Annotated in this window: 25 protein-coding genes; 15 read left to right on the top strand and 10 right to left on the bottom strand. The window is 74.1% G+C overall.

Annotated features, from left to right (window positions below):
• Positions 1-110: 110 nt before the first annotated feature.
• Positions 111-839 carry a uracil-DNA glycosylase gene (locus ACFVVA_RS21805; protein WP_359901874.1) on the bottom strand — a complete coding sequence of 243 codons (729 nt, stop codon included), beginning with the start codon at positions 837-839 and terminating at the stop codon, positions 111-113.
• Between the two features lie 241 nt (positions 840-1,080).
• A complete protein-coding gene (locus tag ACFVVA_RS21800; protein WP_387691752.1) occupies positions 1,081-1,860 on the bottom strand; it encodes an HAD-IIA family hydrolase in 780 nt (259 codons plus the stop codon).
• 312 nt (positions 1,861-2,172) lie between these two features.
• Between ACFVVA_RS21800 and ACFVVA_RS21795 the strand changes: the two genes are divergently transcribed.
• Positions 2,173-3,249 carry a Gfo/Idh/MocA family oxidoreductase gene (locus tag ACFVVA_RS21795; RefSeq protein WP_387691750.1) on the top strand — a complete coding sequence of 359 codons (1,077 nt, stop codon included), beginning with the start codon at positions 2,173-2,175 and terminating at the stop codon, positions 3,247-3,249.
• Between the two features lie 55 nt (positions 3,250-3,304).
• On the top strand, positions 3,305-3,907 hold the full coding sequence (locus ACFVVA_RS21790; RefSeq protein ID WP_387691748.1) for a hypothetical protein: 603 nt from the start codon (positions 3,305-3,307) through the stop codon (positions 3,905-3,907).
• On the opposite strand, the gene ACFVVA_RS21785 is transcribed toward ACFVVA_RS21790, so the two are convergent.
• Positions 3,894-4,316, bottom strand: coding sequence for a type II toxin-antitoxin system VapC family toxin (locus ACFVVA_RS21785; RefSeq protein WP_380701554.1), 423 nt, complete (start codon positions 4,314-4,316; stop codon positions 3,894-3,896). The two genes, ACFVVA_RS21790 and ACFVVA_RS21785, sit on opposite strands and share 14 nt — an antisense overlap.
• Entirely contained in the window at positions 4,309-4,593 is a 285-nt protein-coding gene (locus ACFVVA_RS21780) for a type II toxin-antitoxin system Phd/YefM family antitoxin (RefSeq protein ID WP_063349249.1), read from the bottom strand. Before ACFVVA_RS21780 ends, ACFVVA_RS21785 begins: the two co-directional genes overlap by 8 nt.
• A 137-nt stretch (positions 4,594-4,730) precedes the next feature.
• Between ACFVVA_RS21780 and ACFVVA_RS21775 the strand changes: the two genes are divergently transcribed.
• The 5 genes from ACFVVA_RS21775 to ACFVVA_RS21755 all read left to right on the top strand — a co-directional run bounded on the left by ACFVVA_RS21775 (position 4,731) and on the right by ACFVVA_RS21755 (position 8,254).
• Complete coding sequence (locus ACFVVA_RS21775; protein WP_387691745.1) at positions 4,731-5,144, top strand: hypothetical protein; 414 nt, start codon at positions 4,731-4,733, stop codon at positions 5,142-5,144.
• Between the two features lie 3 nt (positions 5,145-5,147).
• Positions 5,148-6,548 carry a hypothetical protein gene (locus ACFVVA_RS21770; RefSeq protein WP_387691743.1) on the top strand — a complete coding sequence of 467 codons (1,401 nt, stop codon included), beginning with the start codon at positions 5,148-5,150 and terminating at the stop codon, positions 6,546-6,548.
• Positions 6,545-7,075, top strand: coding sequence for a hypothetical protein (locus ACFVVA_RS21765; protein ID WP_387691741.1), 531 nt, complete (start codon positions 6,545-6,547; stop codon positions 7,073-7,075). Before ACFVVA_RS21770 ends, ACFVVA_RS21765 begins: the two co-directional genes overlap by 4 nt.
• Positions 7,076-7,170: 95 nt before the next feature.
• The gene (locus tag ACFVVA_RS21760) at positions 7,171-7,464 is read left to right on the top strand and encodes a DUF6412 domain-containing protein (RefSeq protein ID WP_380538978.1); all 294 of its coding nucleotides are present in this window, start codon (positions 7,171-7,173) and stop codon (positions 7,462-7,464) included.
• Positions 7,465-7,546: 82 nt separating this feature from the next.
• Positions 7,547-8,254, top strand: a complete 708-nt coding sequence (locus tag ACFVVA_RS21755) for a YidC/Oxa1 family membrane protein insertase (RefSeq protein WP_387691739.1) — start codon at positions 7,547-7,549, stop codon at positions 8,252-8,254.
• Between the two features lie 64 nt (positions 8,255-8,318).
• Here the strand turns inward: ACFVVA_RS21755 and ACFVVA_RS21750 are convergent, their stop codons facing one another.
• A complete protein-coding gene (locus ACFVVA_RS21750) occupies positions 8,319-9,008 on the bottom strand; it encodes an HAD family hydrolase (protein WP_387691737.1) in 690 nt (229 codons plus the stop codon).
• 111 nt (positions 9,009-9,119) lie between these two features.
• A complete protein-coding gene (locus ACFVVA_RS21745) occupies positions 9,120-9,695 on the bottom strand; it encodes an NUDIX hydrolase (RefSeq protein ID WP_387691735.1) in 576 nt (191 codons plus the stop codon).
• A gap of 409 nt (positions 9,696-10,104) precedes the next feature.
• Here ACFVVA_RS21745 and ACFVVA_RS21740 point away from each other — a divergent pair, with 409 nt between their 5' ends.
• The 3 genes from ACFVVA_RS21740 to ACFVVA_RS21730 all read left to right on the top strand — a co-directional run bounded on the left by ACFVVA_RS21740 (position 10,105) and on the right by ACFVVA_RS21730 (position 12,948).
• The gene (locus ACFVVA_RS21740; protein WP_387691733.1) at positions 10,105-10,872 is read left to right on the top strand and encodes a CDP-alcohol phosphatidyltransferase family protein; all 768 of its coding nucleotides are present in this window, start codon (positions 10,105-10,107) and stop codon (positions 10,870-10,872) included.
• 270 nt (positions 10,873-11,142) lie between these two features.
• Positions 11,143-11,958: a hypothetical protein gene (locus ACFVVA_RS21735; protein ID WP_387691731.1), complete on the top strand. Its 816-nt coding sequence runs from the start codon at positions 11,143-11,145 to the stop codon at positions 11,956-11,958.
• A gap of 162 nt (positions 11,959-12,120) precedes the next feature.
• A complete protein-coding gene (locus ACFVVA_RS21730) occupies positions 12,121-12,948 on the top strand; it encodes a hypothetical protein (RefSeq protein WP_387691730.1) in 828 nt (275 codons plus the stop codon).
• A 39-nt stretch (positions 12,949-12,987) separates the two neighbouring features.
• Here ACFVVA_RS21730 and ACFVVA_RS21725 read toward each other — a convergent pair whose 3' ends face one another.
• The gene (locus tag ACFVVA_RS21725) at positions 12,988-13,323 is read right to left on the bottom strand and encodes an ArsR/SmtB family transcription factor (RefSeq protein WP_387691728.1); all 336 of its coding nucleotides are present in this window, start codon (positions 13,321-13,323) and stop codon (positions 12,988-12,990) included.
• Between the two features lie 109 nt (positions 13,324-13,432).
• Here ACFVVA_RS21725 and ACFVVA_RS21720 point away from each other — a divergent pair, with 109 nt between their 5' ends.
• The 3 genes from ACFVVA_RS21720 to ACFVVA_RS21710 are packed head-to-tail and all read left to right on the top strand — an operon-like array spanning position 13,433 to position 15,521.
• Complete coding sequence (locus ACFVVA_RS21720) at positions 13,433-14,419, top strand: zinc-binding alcohol dehydrogenase family protein (protein ID WP_387691726.1); 987 nt, start codon at positions 13,433-13,435, stop codon at positions 14,417-14,419.
• A gap of 59 nt (positions 14,420-14,478) precedes the next feature.
• Positions 14,479-15,060, top strand: coding sequence for a hypothetical protein (locus ACFVVA_RS21715; RefSeq protein ID WP_387691725.1), 582 nt, complete (start codon positions 14,479-14,481; stop codon positions 15,058-15,060).
• Entirely contained in the window at positions 15,003-15,521 is a 519-nt protein-coding gene (locus ACFVVA_RS21710; RefSeq protein ID WP_387691723.1) for an NmrA family NAD(P)-binding protein, read from the top strand. Before ACFVVA_RS21715 ends, ACFVVA_RS21710 begins: the two co-directional genes overlap by 58 nt.
• Here the strand turns inward: ACFVVA_RS21710 and ACFVVA_RS21705 are convergent.
• Together ACFVVA_RS21705 and ACFVVA_RS21700 are read right to left on the bottom strand one after the other, a co-directional pair.
• Complete coding sequence (locus ACFVVA_RS21705; RefSeq protein ID WP_359901929.1) at positions 15,502-16,224, bottom strand: hypothetical protein; 723 nt, start codon at positions 16,222-16,224, stop codon at positions 15,502-15,504. The genes ACFVVA_RS21710 and ACFVVA_RS21705 overlap by 20 nt on opposite strands.
• Positions 16,225-16,460: 236 nt before the next feature.
• Positions 16,461-17,051 carry a TetR/AcrR family transcriptional regulator gene (locus ACFVVA_RS21700; RefSeq protein WP_387691721.1) on the bottom strand — a complete coding sequence of 197 codons (591 nt, stop codon included), beginning with the start codon at positions 17,049-17,051 and terminating at the stop codon, positions 16,461-16,463.
• A gap of 117 nt (positions 17,052-17,168) precedes the next feature.
• Between ACFVVA_RS21700 and ACFVVA_RS21695 the strand changes: the two genes are divergently transcribed.
• A complete protein-coding gene (locus ACFVVA_RS21695) occupies positions 17,169-18,014 on the top strand; it encodes an SDR family oxidoreductase (protein ID WP_387691719.1) in 846 nt (281 codons plus the stop codon).
• Between the two features lie 121 nt (positions 18,015-18,135).
• On the opposite strand, the gene ACFVVA_RS21690 is transcribed toward ACFVVA_RS21695, so the two are convergent.
• A complete protein-coding gene (locus tag ACFVVA_RS21690) occupies positions 18,136-19,602 on the bottom strand; it encodes an MFS transporter (protein WP_387691881.1) in 1,467 nt (488 codons plus the stop codon).
• 188 nt (positions 19,603-19,790) lie between these two features.
• On the opposite strand from ACFVVA_RS21690, the gene ACFVVA_RS21685 reads away from it, so the two are divergent.
• Positions 19,791-20,246, top strand: a complete 456-nt coding sequence (locus tag ACFVVA_RS21685) for a MarR family winged helix-turn-helix transcriptional regulator (RefSeq protein WP_387691717.1) — start codon at positions 19,791-19,793, stop codon at positions 20,244-20,246.
• The last annotated feature ends 233 nt before the right edge of the window (positions 20,247-20,479 follow it).

The raw sequence follows: 20,479 nt of genomic DNA, 5'->3' as shown, positions 1-20,479 counted from the left end.
GTCGGTGAACGCCAAGTGGCCGTGGGCGGACGGGACATCGAACCCGTCCGGTCCACGGCCACCGGCACCCGGAAGTGCTCAGGAACGCGCGGCGGCGCTCCGGCGGGGGCTCACGCCTCCTTCAGGTTCGGCACCTGCCAGTCGATGGCCTCGGCACCGAAGGAGTCCAGCGCGGCGTTGATCTGCGAGAACGGGCGGCTGCCGAAGAACAGCTTCGCCGACAGCGGCGACGGGTGCGCCCCCTGCACCACCACGTGCTTGGCGGTGTCGATCAGCGGCAGCTTCTTCTTCGCGTAGTTGCCCCACAGCACGAAGACCACGGGCTCCTCGCGGTCGCTCACCGCCTTGATCACCGCGTCGGTGAACTTCTCCCAGCCCTTCGCCTTGTGCGAGTTGGCCTCGTGCGCGCGGACCGTGAGCACCGCGTTGAGCAGCAGCACACCCTGCTCGGCCCAGTGCATCAGGTAGCCGTTGTCCGGGGCGGGGATGCCCAGGTCGGCGTCCAGCTCCTTGAAGATGTTGCGCAGCGACGGCGGCGTCCTGGTGCCCGGTAGCACCGAGAAGCTCATGCCGTGGGCCTGCCCGTTGTCGTGGTACGGGTCCTGGCCGAGCACGAGCACCCGGACCTTGTCGTACGCGGTGGCGTCCAGCGCGGCGAACTCCTGGCCGCTCGGCGGGAACACCTCGTGCTCCGCGCGCTGGGCCGCCACGAAGGCCGCCAGCTCCGCGAAGTACGGCTTCTCCGTCTCGGCGCCCAGCACCCCGCGCCAGGACTCGGGCAGTTCCAGCCCGCCGCCCTCGCCGGCCTCGACCACGCCCGCCTCGACCGTGTCCGTCACGACATCTACCTCCAACACCGCGGCTGCTGCGCCGCACGCCCTCTTTCACCCCGAACGCTACACAGCACCACCGACAACTCACGCCCCCGGAGCGGGTTCCGGGCTACGGCCGGCGTCCGCCCGACCCCCTCCCCGGGTACGCAGCGGCTCTGCCCCGGGTACGCAGCGCCCCCTCCCCGGACACGCAGCGGCCCCGCCCCGGCGACCGGCCGGAACGGGGCCCACGACAGCACCGCGGAGGTCAGACCAGCTCGACCAGGTCCGCGATCGACTGGACCACGCGGGTCGGCCGGTACGGGAACCGCTCCACGTCGGACGCGGCGGTCAGGCCGGTGAGCACCAGGATCGTCTCCATGCCGGCCTCCATGCCCGCGACGATGTCGGTGTCCATCCGGTCGCCGATCATCACCGCCGTCTCGGAGTGCGCGCCGGCGGTGTTCAGCGCCTCGCGCATCATCAGCGGGTTGGGCTTGCCGACGAAGTACGGCTCGACGCCGGTCGCCTTGGTGATCAGCGCCGCGACCGAACCGGTGGCCGGCAGCACGCCCTCCGGGGAGGGGCCGGTCTCGTCCGGGTTGGTGCAGATGAACCGGGCGCCCTGGTTGATCAGGCGGATCGCCTTGGTGAGCGCCTCGAAGGAGTAGGTGCGGGTCTCGCCGAGCACCACGTAGTCGGGGTTGTTGTCGGTCAGCACGTAACCGGCCTGGTACAGGGCGGTGGTGAGCCCCGCCTCGCCGATCACGTACGCCGTGCCGTTCGGCCGCTGGCTCTTGAGGAACTTGGCCGTGGCCAGGGCGGAGGTCCAGATGCACTCCTCCGGCACCTCCAGCCCCATCCCGGCCAGCCGGGCGCTGAGGTCGCGCGGAGTGTAGATGGAGTTGTTGGTGAGGACCAGGAACGGCTTGCCGGACTCCCGCAGCTTGCGCAGGAACTCCTCCGCCCCGGGAATCGGCGTGCCCTCGTGGATGAGGACCCCGTCCATGTCGGTCAGCCAGGACTCGATGGGCTTGCGGTCTGCCACGTGCGTTTCTCCCGAAGTGTTGCAGCGTCTTGCGTCGTAACGAGGGCCCTGACCCGGCACAGCCTAATCCGCCCGGGTGTGCGGGAACAGGACGTCCCGCCCACCGGACCGGCGCCGACCCGGCCTCCCGCACCCGCGTCACCTGCCGCTTCCACCGGCCCGACGCCCACCCCGACGCCCCTCCCCGACACCCACCGCGAGGACCCTCCCCGACGCCCACCGCGAGGACCCTCCCGCCCGGGCGCCCTCCGTACTCCCCGGCGCCGTTCACCGAACCGGGAGCAATCGGGCACCTCGTGATTGAGTAGGCGCATGAACCCGAAGACGACCCCCGGCCCGTTCCGCGTCGGCCTGATCGGCTACGGCCTGGCCGGCTCCGCGTTCCACGCGCCGCTGATCGCCACCACCCCGGGGCTGCGGCTGGACGCCGTGGTCACCGCCAACCCCGACCGGCGCGCCCAGCTCGCGCGCGAGCACCCCGGCGCCCGCGCCGTGGACACGCCCGAACAGCTGCTCGCCGACCCGGACGCGCTCGACCTGGTCGTCATCGCCTCGCCCAACCGCACCCACGCGCCGCTCGCCCGCGCCGCGCTGCGGGCCGGCCTGGCCACCGTGGTGGACAAGCCGCTGGCCGGCACCGCCGCCGAGGCACGGGAGCTGTGCCGGCTCGCCGAGGAGCGGGGCGTCCTGCTCTCCGTCTTCCACAACCGGCGCTGGGACGGCGACTTCCTCACCGCGACCCGGCTGGTGCGCGGCGGCGCGCTCGGCCGGGTGCACCGCTTCGAGTCCCGTTTCGAGCGCTTCCGCCCCAAGCCCAAGCCGGGCTGGCGGGAGCTGGCCGACCCGGCCGAGGTCGGCGGCACGCTGTACGACCTGGGCAGCCACCTGGTCGACCAGGCACTCACCCTGTTCGGACCGGTCGAGACGGTGTACGCGGAGATCGACGTGCGGCGCGACGGCGCGGTGGTGGACGACGACGCCTTCCTCGCCCTCACCCACACCTGCGGCACCCGTTCGCACCTGTGGACCAGCGCCGTCACCCCGCTGATCGGGCCCCGGCTGAGGGTCCTCGGCGACACCGCCGGCTACGTCAAGCCGGGCATGGACCCGCAGGAGGCCGACCTGCGGGCCGGCCTGCGCCCCGACGGCACCCACCCCTGGGGCGCCGACCGGCCCGCGCAGTACGGCACCCTCGGCACCGACGAGTCCGCGATCTCGCTGCCCACCGACCCGGGCGACTACCCCGCCTTCTACACGGGCATCGCCGCCGCCCTGACCGACCCGGGCACCCCGCCCCCGGTCGACCCGCGCGACGCGGTGGCCGCCCTGGCCGTTCTGGAGGCCGCCCGCGCCTCCGCCGCGACCGGGACGGCGGTCCGCCCGGGCTGAGGAACCCCTCGCCGGAACCTGCCGCCCCCACGGACCCGCCTCCTACGATGAGCGGATGAGCAGTCAACGGGGGCGGCAGATCGGCGCCGACGAGCGTCGTGACCGCGAACGGGCGTGGTCCGCCGAACAGAAGAAGCGCGAGAGCGCGTGGACCGCGGAGTTCGAGGCGCGGCAGAAGGCGCAGCAGGCCGAGGCGCGCGAACACGAACTGGTCACCTCCATCGCCGCGAACCGGGCGGCCTGGGCGGAGGGCCGCCGGACCGGAGCCGACGCCCTCGGGTACATCGACGTCACCGGGCCCGACGCCGTGACCGTACGGATCGCGGTGGTGTGGCTCGGGCGGTTCAGGGCGACCCGGAAGCGGCTGAACGACTACAACCCGTTCCGGAACGTCGATCCGGGCAGCGGCGAAGGACTGATCGTCCTCGTTCCGTACGCCGTGCTCGTGGGCCTGGACTCCGGGCTCCGCTGGCTCGTCCTGCGACTGCTCGGCCGCCCGCTCTGGGCCGTCGCCGCCAAGGCGGGGAGCGACCGGGACAAGCGCGGGGGCAACACCGTCCTGCTGCGCACCCGGGACCGGGCGGTGGCACTGCGGCACGCGGCCGCCCTGGCCGACCGGGTCGAGCAGGAGGGGGCCGCCGCCCTCACACCCCGATGACCTCCACCGCCGAGCCCAGCCCCCGGAAGTCCGCGACGTTGCGGGTGTACAGCGGCAGCCCGTGGGCCGAGGCGACCGCGGCGATCATCAGGTCTATCCGGCGCGGGCGCGGCTGCCGCCCGGCGGCGATGGTGAGGGTGACCAGCGTCCCGTAGCGGGCGGCGGCCGCCGCGTCGAAGGGCAGCGGGTCGAAGTCCGCCATCGCCGCGCCCAGCACCTCCAGCCGGGCCGCCCGGCTGGCCGGGTCCCGGGCCATCGACACGCCCTGCTGCAGCTCGGCGAAGGTGATCGCGGTCAGCTCCGGCACCGCCGGCAGGTCGGACGCGTTGAGCAGCGCCAGGTCGATGTAGACGCAGGTGTCCAGCACCCCGGCCGGCCGCCTCCGGGACGCCCTGCGGCGCTCAGCCACGCCGCCGCTCGAACGGGTCGTCTCCCTCGTCCCCGACCAGTTCCTCGGGCCCGAAGTACTCCTCGGCCTCCTTGCGCATCTGCTGGTAGTCCACCCGCGGCAGCTTCACGTGCCGCGCCACCAGCTCCTCCGCCGTGAGCCGCCGACGCCCGGACACCGGCCGCAGCTCGGCGACCTCGACCCCGTTCCTGGTGATGTGGAAGGTCTCGCCCGCCTCCACCGCGTCCATCACCGCGGCGGAGTTGTTCCGGAACTCCCGCTGGGTAATCGTCTTCACCCTTCCAAGGTAGCCCCGCGTAGCCCCTCCGGCTACACCCCGAACAACCCCCGCCCCTTCCCCCGAAACCCGCCCCCGCCCGCGCCCGATCGGCTAGGTTCGACCACCGATCATTCGCACAGAGGGGGGCTTCTGTCGTGTCCGGAACCAGCGAGAAGGACCTGAATCCCTGGCTCTACGGCCAGGACGCGCCACCACCACAGGATCCGTTCAGCCCGCCCCGCACGGCCGGGCCCTGGACGGGCACCGCGGGCCCGTCCGTCCTGGTGCAGCCGGCCGTGCTCCAGCAGGCCGCCGGTGAATCGCGGCGGATGCGGGGTGAGCTGCAGTTCTCGGTCGGCCGCGTCGAACCCGACACCGCCGCGGCGGTCCAGGCCCTGGCCGGCGGATTCGCCACCGGACCCGCGCTGTCGCAGGCGCTCACCTGGTGGAAGGCCCGCTGGACCGGCCTCGACAACCGGCTCGGCCTGACCGCGGACCGCCTCGACGCCACCGCACGCGGCTACCGGGCGGCCGACGGCTCCGCCGCGGCCGGCTTCAAGGGGCCGTGAACCATGGTGACCTTCGCCCTGCTCCGCCACGCTTCCTTCGCCTCCCTCGACCATGCGGGCGGCACCTGGAACGGCGTCTCCGGCCACCTGGAGCACCTCGCCGGCCAGCTGCGGTCCGGTGTGCTCCATCCCCTCTCGGGAGGCGGCGGCCCGTACGCGCCCCCGGCCGCCGGAAGCCGGCCCTGGACCGGCGCGGCCGCCGACGAGGCCGTACGGGAGATCGGCTTCCTGGCCGACGAACTGCACGCCTTCCACTACGAGGCGCTGGCCGTCGCCGCCGCGTTGCACCGTGCCCGGAAGGCCTTCACCGAGGCCCAGCAGAAGCTGCTGCGAGCGATCGGCGATGCCGAGGGCCTGGGCGCCACCGTGGCCGACGACGGCACGGTCACCCTGCCCGACCTGCCGCCCGAGGAGCGAAACGACCCCGAGGCGATCGCCTACCGGAAGCGGAAGTGGGACGAACTGCAGCACCACGTCCAGGACATGACCGCGGCACTGACGGCGGCCACCGAGGCCGACAACGCCGTGGCCGCGGCCCTGCGCGCGCTCGACCCGGAGGAGGTCGACCCGGCGACGCATCCGGACGGGGCCGCCAACGCCCTGAGCGATCTGGAGACGGCCATGGGCATGCCCACCGATCCCGCGGCCCGGAAGGCCTGGTGGGCCGCGCTCGACCCCGCGCTACGGGCCGGGCTGCTCTCGGCCGATGCGGACAACCTGATCAAGGCCGGGGCCCTGGAGCCGACCGAGTACGAGTGGTCGTCGCCCGACAAGGGGGCCGGACCGTGGGGAACCCGGGAACCGGGCGTGGCCGAACAGATGGTGCGGGTCGAAGTCGCGAGCATGGTCGGCGGCGGTGCGCTCGCCGGCTACCCCGATGCCGCCCGCAACATGGCGCACTACCTTGACGGCAACGGAAAGCCCCTGATTCTGGCCGTCGAGCCCATGCTTCGCGACGACGCCGGCTTCCGGGCGAGCGCGGATGCCCAGCTGGCCGCCAACAGGGACACATGGCGTCAGGCCGCAGTGGAGGCGTTCGAGAAGTCGGGGGGAGTGCCGGTCGCGATCCCCGTCGAGAGTCCGGTCGGCACCCGGAGGTTCGACGATCTCAACTGGTACCGCGCGATCGGAGGCCACCAGTACCTCACGTCCGGAGTGGTGACGGCCGTCCCAGGGCCGGACGGCAAGCCCCAGGTGTCACTGCAGTACCAGGTCAATGTCTGGGACCGCTACAACTGGGACGAGGGCAAGAGCACGCCGATCGCCGGAACCACCATCACGGACCACGACATGGCGACCTTGCACCAAACGGGACTGGCCCAGGAGTTCGACATCGTCGGCAGGACCAAGCCGATCACCGTCCGACTCGACGAACCCACCGCACCCGGGGGAAGGACGCCATGACACGGAAGCAATGGTGGGTGCTGCTGCTGGCGATCGTGGTGCCGCTGGTGCTGGCGGGAGCCGTCGTGGGAGGGCTCCACCGGCTGCGGGAGTGGGACCGACATCCGGCGCCGGACAGCGGGCGGCCCGGGTCGTGGACGACGGTCACGTCGGAGTTCGTCGGGGAGTTCTCGCGCGTGCGGCCGCCCGCGTCGGCGGGCGAGGTCCGTTGGGCCTACCAGAAGGGGTTCCAGGACGACACCGCGTACCTCTCGTTCCGGCTGCCGCCGGGTGAGGAGGAGCGGTTCCTGGCCGGTCTCGGGGCGGCGGTGAAGCCGAGCGACGGGAACCCGGTCGACAGCGGTGCGCTGGAAGGGTTCCGGCACGCGGGTGCACCGGATCCGGGGGCGGCGGGCCCCTTGCGGGAGGGTTCCTTCCTCGCCGAGCCGCTGCCGGGGCACACCAAGCGGCTCGCGGCGAGGCTGTGGCTGGCGTCGGAGGCGGACGGAGGCGCTCGGGTGTGGGTGTACTCGATGGACGCGCCGTAGGGGATGTCCCCGATGGAGCGGGAACCCGGTGCGCCGTAGGATCGTCCTGCTGGTACGTCAGGGAGCCGATGGGGCACCGGGAGGGGGAGCGCGCCGTGACCGTCGTCGCGATGCTGCTGGGCCTGCTCCGGGTGCTGACCGGGGAGTTGGTGGCCGACAGCGGGACGCTGGCGTCGGTGGCCGCCGTCGCGGCCGTGGCGCTGGTGGCCGGGGCGGTCGCCGGGGCGCTGGCCGGGGCTCGGCTGCTGGGGGCGCGGGCGCCGGCGGCGGTGCGCAGCGGGGTGCTGCGGCGTCGGGCGTTCGGTACGGCGTTCCTTCCGCAGCGTGATCCGGACGCCCGGGGCAGGCGACGCCCGAGGGCGCCGGGGGCGGCCCTGGCGGCCGCGTGAACCCCCTTCTTCCGTAGGCAGTTCTTCGCAGCCGTCCTCCGCCGTTCACTCATTCCTGAGACCCCGGAGGGCTCGCTTCGCCATGTCCGTACTCGCCGTTCTCGACCCGGCCGTCGCCCTGGCGCACGCCGTCGTCGCCGCTGTCGCCCATCTGGTGCCGACCGCGCTCGCCATCGTCCTGTTCACCGTCGCCGTCCGGCTGGCGCTGCACCCGCTGGCGCGGGCGGCGGCGCGCGGGGAGAAGGCCCGGGCGCGGCTGGCGCCGAAGGTCGCCGCGCTGCAGAGGAAGCACAAGGACCGGCCGGAGCGGCTGCGGGAGGCGCTGGCCGAGATGTACCGCAAGGAGCAGGTGTCGCCGTTCGCGGGGTGTCTGCCGCTGCTGGTGCAGGTGCCGTTCTTCTCGGTGATGTACCGCCTGTTCACCACGCCGAACGATCTGCTGGACCACACTCTGTTCGGTGTGCCGCTGGGCCTGCACGTCACGGGTGCGCACGGCGCCGGGCAGTGGGCGGTGTTCGGGGTGCTGTTCGCCGGGCTGGCGGCGGTCGGCTTCGTCAACTTCCGCCGGGCCCGACGCGCGGCCGCGGCCGCGAAGGCGACGGCGCAGCCCGCCCCGCAGCCGGGGGCGGGACTGCTGCCGTACCTGTCGTTCGGGTCGGTGCTGTTCGCGGCGCTGGTGCCGGTGGCCGCCGTGCTGTACCTGCTGACGGCCGGTGTCTGGTCGGCCGCCGAGCGGGCCTGGCTGTACCGGGACGGCGCGCCGGTGCCGGCGGCCGCACTGCTGGCCTGACGGGCGATCGCCCGACGACCCGACGGGTGATGGCCCGACAGGCAATGACCCGACGGCCCGGTCGTCAGAAGTGGCGCAGCAGTTCGGGGAAGGTCCCGAGCTGCAGCGTCGCCTCGTCCGGGCCGAGTTCCGCGTGCTCCAGCACCCAGGTGTGCTCGTGCGGGATGAAGACGGTGCGCAGGCCGGCCCGGCGGGCAGGGGCGATGTCGGACTTGGGCGAGTTGCCGATCATCCAGGTCCGGCCGGGGTCGAGGCCGAGGTCGGCGGTGAGCTGCCGGTAGGTGTCGACCGACTTCTCGGCGACGATGTGGATGCCGCGGAAGTGGTGGTCGATGGTGGACTCGGTCACCTTGCGCTGCTGTTCGCCCTGGTCGCCCTTGGTGAGCAGCAGCAGGTGGTGGCGGTCGGCGAGGGCGGCCAGGGTGTCGGCGACACCGGGGATCAGTTCGACGTCGCGGCTGGTCAGCGGGGTGAGCAGGTCGTCGATCCGGGTCTGCTCGGCGGCCGTGGGGGTGCGGCTGTTGAGCTGCTCCAGGCAGTCGGCGAGGCTCTGCCGGAAGACGGTGGCGCCGTAGCCGAGGGTGGCGGAGTTGGCGGCCTCGATCCGGTTCAGCAGGGCCCTGGTGCGCTCCTGCTCGGCCGGGGTGGTGGTGACCCAGCCCAGGAAGCCGTCGATGACCCGCTCGAAGAGGACGTTGTTCTCCCAGAGCGTGTCGTCGGCGTCGAAGATCAGGGTCTGGTCGGTGTGCATCATCCGATGGTCTCCAGGGGAAGTCGGTCGGGCGGCAGGGAACGGCGGCGGGGAACGGCGGTGGGAAAGGACGGCAGGGAAGGGCCGCGGGAAAGGAGCGGCGGTGGAGCCCGGTCAGGCGGGCGGCAGCAGGCGGGCGGCGCGGTGGAGGGTCTCGCGGAGGTTCTCCTCGGTGGTCCGCCGCCCGGCCTCCTCGACGGTGAGCCACTCCAGCGGGGACGCCGGGTTCTCCGGCCGGGCCTGCTCCGGGGTGTCGGTGGCCAGCAGGAAGCGCAGGTCGGCGTGCTCGTGCGCGGGTTCGGCGGGCGAGGCGGGGACGGGCACCACGGCGAGGTGGACGAGGGCGGGGCCGGGCCAGGGGGTGAGGTCGGTCAGGCCGGTCTCCTCCAGGCCTTCGCGCAGGGCGATGTCCAGCGGCCGGGTCTCCCCCGGGTCGCCGTGGCCGCCGACGTGCAGCCAGGCCTGCTGGCGGACGTGCCAGCGCAGCAGGACGCGGCGGGTCGGCGGGTGGACGATCAGGGCGGAGGCGGTGAAGTGCAGCGGGAAGGTGCTTCTGTTCCAGGCGTCGGCGACGCCGAGGAGGCGGCGGGCCCGCTCGTGGTCGGCGGTCTCCACCGGGCCCTGCGGGCGGTGGCCGTCCAGCAGTCGGGCCTGGTCGGGGCTCTGTGACGGGCTGCCCGTGGTCACCATGGGTCTGCGCTCCTCGTTCCGTTCCGGGAGACCGTGCGGGCCGCGCGGACCGCGTCAACCGGCGTGCGGGAGCGGGAGGTCGGGGCGGGCGTTCGGCCCCGGGGCTTCGGGTTCCGGCGAACCCGCGCAGCCTAGCCCGGGGGCGCTCGGGCGGCCCACCGGTTTTCCCCGCCGCCCGCACGGGACCACCGACGCCGGCACGGGCCGCCCGCACGGGACCACCGACGCCCGCGCGGGCCCGTACCCGGCCGGTCCGCACCCGGTCCGCACCCGGCCCGCGGACGTCCGCGGCAGACGTTCCCCCGGAGGACACCTCCCGTACCGCCGGCGGCATACCGGCTGGTCCGGGCGTTTCCCCGGAGGCCGTAGCCTGTGGTGATCGTTTCGGGACAGGTGGAGGGATGTCGTCATGGTGGCTGCTCCGGCGCTCGCCGAGCTGCGCGAGGTGTGCCAGCCGCAGGCCAAGCTTCAGAGCCGCAACGGCGAGCACTGGGCGGGCCGGCTGTACATGCGGGCCGTCTCACTGCGGACCACCCGGCAGCTGGTGCGCACCTCGGTGTCGCCGAACACCCTCACCTGGGTGATGGTGGTGTGCGGGGTCGGCGGCGGCGCGGCCCTGCTGATCCCGGGCGTGACCGGCGCGGCGCTGGCCGTCGTGCTGTTCCAGCTGTTCCTGCTGTTCGACTGCGTGGACGGCGAAGTGGCGCGCTGGAAGCGCCAGTTCAGCATGGCCGGGGTGTACGTGGACCGGCTCGGCGCCTACCTGGCGGACGCCGCACTGATGATCGGCGCGGGCGTACGGGCGGCGCGCGGCGGCTCGGAGCTGTGGGTGTCGGCGGGGCTGGCGGCCGCGCTGGGCGTGGTGCTGCTCAAGGCGTCGACGGACCTGGTGGACGTGGCCCGGGCTCGCAGCGGGCAGCTTCCGGCCACCGAGGAGTCGACGCAGCCGCGCTCCCAGGGCATCGCGACGGCCCGCAAGGTCGCCTCGCTGTTCAAGATCCACCGGGTGACGAACGGCATCGAGGCCTCGCTGGTACTGCTGGCGGCGGCCGTGGTGGACGCCGGGCTCGGCAATCTGGACGCCACCCGGTGGACGCTCGCGGGCATCGCGGTGATCACCTGGGGCATGGTGGTCGCGCACCTGGCGTCGATCCTGTCCTCCTCGCGGCTGCGCTGAGCGGCCGGGGCGCACTCACGGCGGGTTGACGCGTCCCTCCCCCGCCCGGGGAGGGACCGGCGCCGAGCCCGTCGCCGGGCGGACGCGGCGGGCCCGCCACTACCGCCGCCGCGTCGCCTCGCCGCCGCGCGAGGTCGTGCCGGACTTCGCGGCGACCGGTCGGCCCGGACGGATCCCGGGAACCTCCCCCTCTTCGGAACCAGTCGGACTACATATGCAGTCCATCGACATATGCAGTCGTCCGACAGTCCGACAGAAGGGGGCACTCCCATGCCACCCCGCACGACGACCCGGCCGCACCCTCCCCGGCCCACCCAGGACCGGCCCACCCAGGACCGGCCCGCCCCGGCCCTGCTCGCCACCGCCCGCGCCGCCGCCGTCCGGACGGCCGCCACCCGGCCCGCCGCCGTGCTGCTCGCCGGCTACCTCGCCGAGCTGCTGTTCCGGCTCGTCCTCGTCCGGTCCATGAGCTTCCCGTCGGTCCACCCCGACGAGGACTCCTATCTCGCCCTGGCCCGGGTGCTGGCCGGCGGCTCGGCCACCGAGATCCCGGTCGGCGTGGTCGTCCCCGGCGGCTACCCCCTGCTGATATCCCCCGCCCTGCGCCTGGCCGACGACCCGGCGACCGCCTACCACCTGGTCATGGGCGTCAACGCCGCCGTCAACGCGCTGGTCTTCCCGCTCGCCTACGTCGCACTGCGCCGCCTCGGCCTGAACCGCCGCCGCTCCTACGCCTTCGGCGCCGCGACCGCGCTGCTGCCGCCGGTGGTCTTCTACTCGCAGTTCGTGATGACCGACGCCGTGCTGCCCGTCCTGGTGCTCGCCTGGCTGCTCTGCCTGCACGGCTGGCTGGCCGACGGCCCGCTGCGGCGGCGCACCTGGCACGCCGTCGGGGCGGGGGCGTCGGCCGGTGGTGCGATGGCGGTGCACGACCGCGGCGGCGTGGTGGTCGCGCTCACCGCCGCCGTCCTCCTCGGCATCCTGCTGCTGCGCCGGGCGCCCTGGCGCGCCACGGCGGCCGGGCTCGCGGCACTCGGCCTCGGCGTGCTCGGCGCCGAGTTGCTGTCGGCCTGGCTGCACGCGTAGTTCACCGTCCCGGACAGCGATGTCGGCGGCTCCCTCTGGAAGGGCCTGACCGATCCGGCGATCGCCGCACAGACTCTCGCGCGGGCCGCCGGCCAGGTCTGGTACTTCATCGCCTCCACCTGGGGGATCGGCGGACTCGCCGTCGTCGCCTGCCTGGGCGCGGTGTTCGACCGCCGCCCACCGCGGGCGCTGCGGATCACCGGCGGCGTGCTGGTGGCGCTGCTGTTCGGCACGGCCCTGGCCGCCTCCGCCGCCCTGCCGCTGGACGGCCGGGTCGACGACTGGGTGTACGCCCGTTACACCTCCTACCTCGTCCCGGCGGCCTTCGTGGCGGGCGTCGCGGTGCTCGCCGGGTACGGGCGCCGGGCACTGGTCCGGACGGCGGCGGTGGCGGCCGGGCTCGTCCTGCTGCTCGCCGGGGTCGTGGCGCTGGCGGCCGGCGAGCGGCTGCACACGTCGATGTTCATCCCCTGGACCCTGCCCGACGTCTCGTTCCTGGCCGCGGACTGGGGCCGGATCGACCTGCCCCGCACCTGCGCCGCCGTGGTGTTCGCGCTCGGCACGGTGGTGCTGGTCCGCAACAGCGGGGGGCGCCGGGTGCTCGGGGCGCTCGGCGTCTCGCTGGCGCTGTTCGCCGCCTTCGCGACCTCGACGATCACCGCGCAGGTCGCCCGGCCGCACGCGGTGGGGCGGGAGGGTCTGGCGACCGGCTTCACCCGCGCCTCCGGGATCACCGCGGACGACAACGTGGTGTTCGCCTGGGATGTCGACTGGTCGCTGCGCGCCACCCAGACCTTCGAGATCTACCGCGGTCGGGTCTGGTTCCGCGACCCCCGCTGGCAGCCCGTCCCGGCGGAGGCGAACGTCATGGTCCTCCCGCTGCCCGAGGCGGGGAGGCCGCCGGAGGCCTACTGGCCCGGGCACCCCGCCGACTGGTACGTCGAGCGGTTCGACGCCGGGCAGAACTGGGCTGTCTGGCACCGGCGTTGAGCGGGCGCCGGACGCCCGGCGCCGAGCACGCCCCGGCCGCTAGCCCGCCGTACGGGCGTGCGCGGCGAGCACGGTGTCGAGCAGGCCGGGGAAGCGCCGCTCCAGGTCGACGGCGCGCAGGGCGGAGAAGCGCCGGTTGGCCTCCTCGCGCTGGGCGATCAGGCCGGACTCGCGCAGCACCTTGAAGTGGTGGCTCAGGGTGGAGGGCGCGACGTCCACCGGGAAGGTGCCGCAGGCCCGCTCGGGCTCGGTGCGCAGAATGCGGACGATGGTCATCCGGGTGGGGTCGGAGAGCGCGTGCAGGACGTCGAAGAGGTCGATCTCCTCGGTCGCGGGGTGCGCGAGCGCCGGTCGGCGGCGGGTGCTGCGGGGCATGGGTCGACCTCTCCGATCTGCGATGTTCGACATCCATGGAAACGGCGTGGTACCACTGACCCGCACCAACTTCGTCGTTCGTCGAACATCGTAGTCGAGGGGGACCGACATGCGCGCACTGGTGATGACCGCACCCGGTGGAGCCGAGAACTCGCGGGTCCGGGAGATCGCGGCGCCGCACCCCGGACCGGGGCAGGTGGCGATCGACGTCGCCTACGCCGGACTGAACTTCGTGGACGTGATGACCCGCCGCGGGGACGCCGCGTACGCCGCCGACTGGCCGTACCGGCCCGGCAAGGAGGTCTCCGGCACGGTCCGCGCGCTCGGCGCCGGCGTCACCGGACTCGCGGTGGGCGACCGCGTGGTCGCCGCGCCGGTCGGCGCCGGCCTGGCCGAGGTGGTGGTCGCGGAGGCCGCGCTCACCGTGCCGCTCCCGGACGGGGTGGCGCTGCGCGAGGCCGCCGCCGTCCCGCTGGGCCTGGCCACCTCGGTGCTGCTGCTGACCGACGCGGGCCGCTTCACCGCCGGGGACACCGTCCTCGTCCACTCGGCGGGCGGCGGGATCGGCAACGCCGTCGCCCGGCTCGTCCCACTGCTCGGCGGCGGCCGGCTGATCGGCACGGTCGGCCGGCCGGAGAAGGCCGCGGCGGCGATCGCCTCCGGCTACGACCACGCCTTCGCCCGTACCGACGAGGCGGCCGGGGCGATTCGCGCCACCACCGGCGGCCGGGGCGTCGACCTGGTGCTCGACCCGCTGGGCACCGCGGCGCTCGACCTCGACCTCGCCGTGGCGGCGCCCGGCGCGCGGATCGTGCTGTTCGGCAACGCGGGCGGCGGAACCGTCGCCGACCTGCCCCCGCTCGGCCGCCTGATGGCGGGCAACCTGACCGTCACCGGCTTCAGCCACCGCGGCCTGGCCGCCACCGCCCCCGAGCGGCTGGCCCGCGCCATCCGTCGGGCCCTCGACCTGCTCGCCGACGGGGGCCTCGAACTGCCGGTCACCGAACTGCCCGACCTCGACGCCGTCCCGGCCGCCCACGACGCCATGCAGGACGGGCTGGCGACCGGCAAGTACGTGGTGCGCGTCGGCGGCTGAGCCCGGCCGCCCGGAGAATCCGCATGACGCTCCGTGCCCGGTCTGTTTGACTCACCGCCATGAGTACCTCGCACGTCCTTCCGGTCCTGCGCACCACCAACCGGTGGGTCGCCTACGACGCCGCCCAACGGCTGCTGGGCATCACCGTGCACCGGCACTCGACGGAGGCGAACGCGTACGCGGACGAGCTCACGGCGGCGGAGGCCCGGCGGCTGTTCGAGGCCTTTCCCGACCACGTGCACCCGGGCGGCCAGGAGCGGACCGTCGGGACCGACGAGCTCCGACGGCTGTTGGCGGCGGGCGATCCCCGGGTGGACGCACTGGCCCCGTTCGGGTTCCAACTGGACGAGCGGCCCGCCGGGTCGATCGAGGACAGGTTCCTCGCCCTCCTCGGCTCCTCGCCCGCTTCGCTGTCCTGGGACGGCTTCGCCTGGCCGGCCGCCCCCGAACTCGGCCTGGACGTCCGCGCCAAGGACGCCGGTGTCCAGATCGCCCTCAGCAGCGACAACGTCGACTTCGACCGGCCCGCGGACGACCACACCCTGTTCATCCACTTCCGCCAGGGCGACGTCGAGCGTGCCGAGTGGCTGGCCCGGCAGGTCGGGCTGGCACCCGTCGGGCCGGTGGAGCACGGCTGGTAGTCCCCGGGCACAGCCCCCGCCCGGGCGGCGCTGGGCCGGGCCTGACCGGGATTCCGGTGATCGGCGCAACCGGCAGTGCGGGCAGGCACGTTGTGGCCTCACTGGTCGAAGGCGGCCACCCGGTACGGGCGTTGGTGCGCGGTGTTGCGAAGACCGTACTGCCCGCGGGGGTCGAGGCCGTCCAGGGCAACCTGGCGGAGCCCGAGAGCCTGGGGGAACGCGGCGTTCGTGGACGCCCGGCTGCGCGCCTGGGAGTCGTTCGCGCGGGAACCGGAGCGGGTGACCGGCACCGTGCGGGAGGTGCCCGGGCGTCCGCCGCGCGACATCCGCGACCGGGCGCGGGATCACGCGGCGGACTTCCGGTAGCCCGGCGGCCGCGTGCCGGGCCGTCGGACCGTCGGACCGTCGGGCCGTCGGGCCACCGGGCCGCACCGTGGAACGTCAGTAGCGGACGGCCTTGACCACCACGGGCGTCAGCGGCTGGTCGGCCGGCTGCCTGCTGAAGGCGACGGGCTGGGCCTTGCCGTTCGCCGGGACGTTCTCGGCGCCGACGATCGAGCTGTCCACGGCCTTGCCGCTGGAGTCGGTGAAGTCGACCTGGACCGCGTAGGAGGCCGCGTTGGGCCCCGGGTTCTGGATCGTGACGACCACGGCGTGCAGGCCGCCGGTGCTCTGCCGGGGAAGGCCGGTGATGGTGACGTCGTTCAGCGCGTTGCCGCCGTCCGTCACCCCGCTGAGCACCGAGGCGGCCTTCTCCCGGGTCGCCGCCTGCTGCGCCGACACGGACGCCTGGAAGGAGGACGCCGCCGCGGAGAGGGAGGCGGCGGCCTCGGAGGCGGCCGCCGACGCCGAGACCGCCGCGGCCGACGCCGAGGCCAGCAGCGACTGCGCGGCGGAGGCGATGGCGGAGGGGGGCTCGCCGGAGAAGGCGCTGGCGTTGGGCAGGGTGGCGGACGGCGAGCCGGCCGACGTGCCCGACGAGCTGCTGCTGCAGGCCACGAGCACGACGGCGCCGGACGCCGCCGCGATCAGCGCGATCGTGCGCTGCGGGGTCCAGCTGCGGCCAGGTCGCCGGTCGCCGCCCTGGGAGCGGCCGAGCGGCGGGCGCCCCGGCAGCGGACGGTGGCCGGGGCCGTGGCTGGGGGGACTGTGGAGTTCACGCACCGAGGATCCCTCTCCTGGTCGGTGTTCGGCGGCCGAGGGGCCCGTACGTCCCCATGCTTGGCAACATCGCGCTCCACAGCGACAGCTCCTGACCCGTCCGAGTGGGCGGGCCGCGCACGGGCGGTGCGTCGCGGCCCCGGACAGGTCGGGTGGGGCGGCCCCGGACGGGTCGGGTGCGGCGGACCCGGCACGAGGCACGGACCGGCCGGGCCGGTGCCGAGCGGCCCTGCCCGGGCCTACACGGCCCGCAGGGAGTCGAGCCAGCGCAGCAGGCGGTCCCCTTCGCGCGTCATGACCTCCGGGTCGCGCAGCGCGTTGGCGAGCAGGGACATGCCCTGGTAGCCGGCGACCAGGGTGAGGGCGAGGCCGTCCGGGTCGGGCAGCCCCAGCTCGCGGAACTGGCCCGCGACCCAGTCGAGCAGCCGCCGGATCACCGCGCCGGCCTCCGCGTCGAGGTCCCCGTCGGCGCGCTTGTCGAGCTCGACGGCCAGGGTGCCGGTCGGGCAGCCGTGCCGGGCGGCGTCGTCGCGCCGGCCGACCCAGGCCTCGACCAGCGCCTTGAGGCGGTCCAGCGGGTCGGGCGACCGCTCCAGCCTCTCGGTGAGTTCGTCCAGGTGTGCGCTGTGCTCGGAGAGCGCGGCGCGGACCAGCTCGTCCTTGGTCTTGAAGTAGTAGTAGACGTTCCCGACCGGGACGTCGGCCTCGCGCGCGATGTCGGCGAGGGTGGTCCGCTCGACGCCCTGCTCGTGCAGGACCTTGGCCGCGGCCGCGGTGAGCCGTCGGCGCTTCTGCGACGCCGCCGTGCGCCGGTTCACTGAGTCAGTCACCCGACTGACTATAGACAGCCGCCCGGGAAGGCGACTACGGTCATTCTCAGTCAGCCAACTAACTCACTGGCTCGACCGCACATCTCAACTCCTGACATCTCACTCCTGGGGGCGGAAATGATCACAGTGACGGGCGCGACCGGCAACATCGGCCGGACGCTGGTGGAGCTGCTGGCCGAGGCGGGCGAGCAGGTGGTCGCCGTGTCCCGGCAGCCCCAGCCCGCCCACCCGGCGGCCGGGGTCCGCTGGGCCCGGGGCGGCCTCGGCGACGCCGCCGGCCTGCGCCCGGCCCTCGAAGGGTCCCGCGCGCTGTTCGTCCTGCTGGGCGGCGAGCTCAACAGCCACGGCGAGCGCCCGGAAACCCTGCTGAGGACGGTCGCGGCCGCCGGGGTGGAGCGGATCGTCCTGGTCTCCTCGCAGGTGGGCGCCACCCGGCCGGACGCACCCTCGCACGCCCGGCTGCGGGAGTTCGAGGCCGCCGTGCGCGCCTCCGGACGGGACTTCACCGTCCTGCGCCCCGGCGGCTTCGCCTCCAACGCCTTCGCCTGGGCCGGGACGGTCCGGGCGGAGCGGACGGTCTTCGCGCCGTTCGGCGAGGTGGCGCTGCCCGTGGTCGACCCGGCGGACATCGCGGCGGTCGCCGCCGCCGTGCTGCGCGAGGACGGGCACGGCGGCCGCACCTACGAACTGACCGGACCGGAGCCGATCGGACCGCGCCGGCAGGCCGAGGTCATCGCCGAGGCCCTGGGCGAGGAGGTGGCCTTCGTGGAGCTGTCCCGGGAGCAGGCCCACGCCCACCTGGCGCGGTTCATGCCGGAGCAGGTGATCGCCGGGACGCTGGACGTCCTCGGCCTCCCGCTCCCCGCCGAGCAGGCGGTCAGCCCCGACGTGGCGGCCGTGCTGCACCGCCCGGCCGCGCCCTTCCGGGCCTGGGTCGAGCGCAACCTGCCGGCCTTCCGGTAGCGCCCGCGCGGCCCGCCCCGGGCGCGCGAGCACAGCGCGCCCGGGGCGGCCCGCAGGCAGGCGGGCCCAGGCAGGCGGGCCCGCCCGTGCGGGCAACGGGCGTGCCCCACCCGGCCGGGCCTCAGGCCGTGGCCGGCTTGGCCGCCTCGGCGTCCCCCGCCTCCGGGGCGGGAACGGCGCGCAGCTGGGGAGCGGGCGGCGCGGGGATGACGGCGGCGACGGCGGCCGCGATCAGCGCGACGCCGCAGCCGATCACCAGGCCGACCCGGAAGCCGCCCTCCGAGGGCAGGGCGTGCCCACCCAGGTCGACGGTCATCTGCGACAGCACCACACCCATCACGGCGGCGGACACCGAGGTGCCCAGCGAGCGCATCAGGGTGTTGAAGCTGTTCGCCGAGGCCGTCGCGGACAGCGGCACCGCGCTCATGATCAGTGCGGGCATCGCACCGTAGGCCAGGCCGACACCGCTGTTGCAGACGATCGTCACGATCAGCACGCCCCAGGTGGAGCCCATCAGCGGCAGCGCCAGCCCGTAGCCGACGGCGATCGTCAGCGCCCCGGCGGCCAGGGTGAACTTCGGTCCGCGCGCGGCGGACAGCTTGCCGCCGAACGGGGAGACGACCATCATCATCAGCCCGCCGGGCGCCATCCACAGGCCCATCGCCAGCATCGACTGCCCCAGCCCGTAGCCGGTGAGCTTCGGCAGCATGAGCAGCTGCGGCACGATCAGCGCCTGGGCGTACATGCCGAAGCCGACCAGGACGGAGGCGGCGTTGGTCAGCAGCACCCGCGGCCGTGCGGTGACCCGCAGGTCCACCAGCGGCTCGGGGACGCGCAGCTCCCAGCGGGCCCAGAGCATCAGGATCGCGGCGGAGGCGGTGAACAGGCCGAGGGTGCGGGTGCTGCCCCAGCCCCAGTCCCCGCCCTTGGAGACGGGCAGCAGCAGGCAGACCAGGCCGACGCTGAGGCCGATCGCGCCGACGAAGTCGAAGCGTCCGCCGGCGGGGCGGCCGTCCGCGGCGGGGGCCGGGATGACGGTCCAGAGCATGCCGATGATGCCGACGGTCAGCACGGCGGTGCCCCAGAACAGCACGCGCCAGCTGGCGTAGTCGGCGACGCCGGCCGCGATCGGCAGGCCGAGGCCGCCGCCGATGCCCATGGAGGCGCTGACCAGGGCGATCGCCGAGCCGAGCCGCTCGGGCGGCAGGACGTCGCGCAGCAGGCTGATGCCGATCGGCACCAGGCCCATGCCCATGCCCTGCAGCGCCCGGCCGGCGATCATCGGCACCACGGAGTCGGCCACCGCGCACAGGACCGAGCCGAGCAGCAGCGGGACGCAGGAGGCGATGAGCATCGTCCGCTTGCCGAGCAGGTCACCGAGGCGGCCGCTGATCGGGACGAAGACGGCGGCGGAGAGCAGGGTCGCGGTGATGACCCAGGAGGCGTTGGACGCGCTGGTGTGCAGGAGTTGCGGGAGCTCGCTGATCAGTGGGGTGACCAGGGTCTGCATGATCGCGGCGACGGTGCCGGTGAAGGCGAGCACCGCCACGATCGGACCGGTGCGGGGGGTGGGGGCGGGGCCGTTGATGACGGGCCTCCTCGGGCAGTCGAAGAGCAGGAGTGTGCAGAAAACACACAATGTGCATGGAACACAGAATGGTCAGCTTACACATGATGTGCATCATGCACATCATGTGGGCCACGCATACCTCTGGCATACTGAAAGGTGATCCACGGAGAACCCGCAGGTCGAAGCGGTGATGAAGGGACTTCGACATGACCAGCCCCACGCACGAGGTCGCCCTCGAATTCCTGGTGTTCGCCCGGCACCGCGACCTGAGCCAGGTCAACGCCCGCCCCGAGGGCAGCCAGCTCGAACGCAGTTCCTACATCCTGCTCAGCCGGGTCGACGCCGAGGGGCCCATGTCCATCGGGCAGTTGAGCGACGCCTTCGCCCTGGACGTCTCCACCCTCAACCGGCAGACCGCGGCCCTGAAGAGCGCGGGACTGCTCGAACGCATCCCGGACCCGGACGGCGGCATCGCCCGCAAGTTCCGCCTCACCGAGGAGGGCCGGAACCGGCTGGAAGCGGAACGCGAGGCCCACGTACGGGCGCTGAACCTCGTGATGACGGACTGGCCGGAGGAGGACATAGCCTCCTTCGCCGGCTTCCTGCGCCGCTTCAACACCGGCATCGAGCGGCTCGACGGGCGCCCCTGGCCCCGGAGTTGAGACGCCGGGGCCGCCCCTCCCGTGTCAGTGGAAGGTCGTAGCCTGCGACCGGTTCCACGCGTCACGGGGAGAGGATGGCAACACTCGACGAACTGACGGCACTACTGGGCAAGCCGTTGCTTCAACTGGTCCGACCCCTGGCCCAGAACGCCGAAGGGCCGCGGGGGGCATAGGCCCGGCCCGCCTCACGCGCGGGGGGGGCGGCGGCCCGCGCGCGGGCGGGGTGGTGTCGG

The sequence above is a fragment of the Kitasatospora sp. NPDC058048 genome (assembly GCF_042885555.1).
Taxonomy (GTDB): domain Bacteria; phylum Actinomycetota; class Actinomycetes; order Streptomycetales; family Streptomycetaceae; genus Kitasatospora; species Kitasatospora lactacystinica.
The sequence above is the reverse complement of the archived record's forward strand: the minus strand, read 5'-3'. Positions and strand labels throughout refer to the sequence as shown.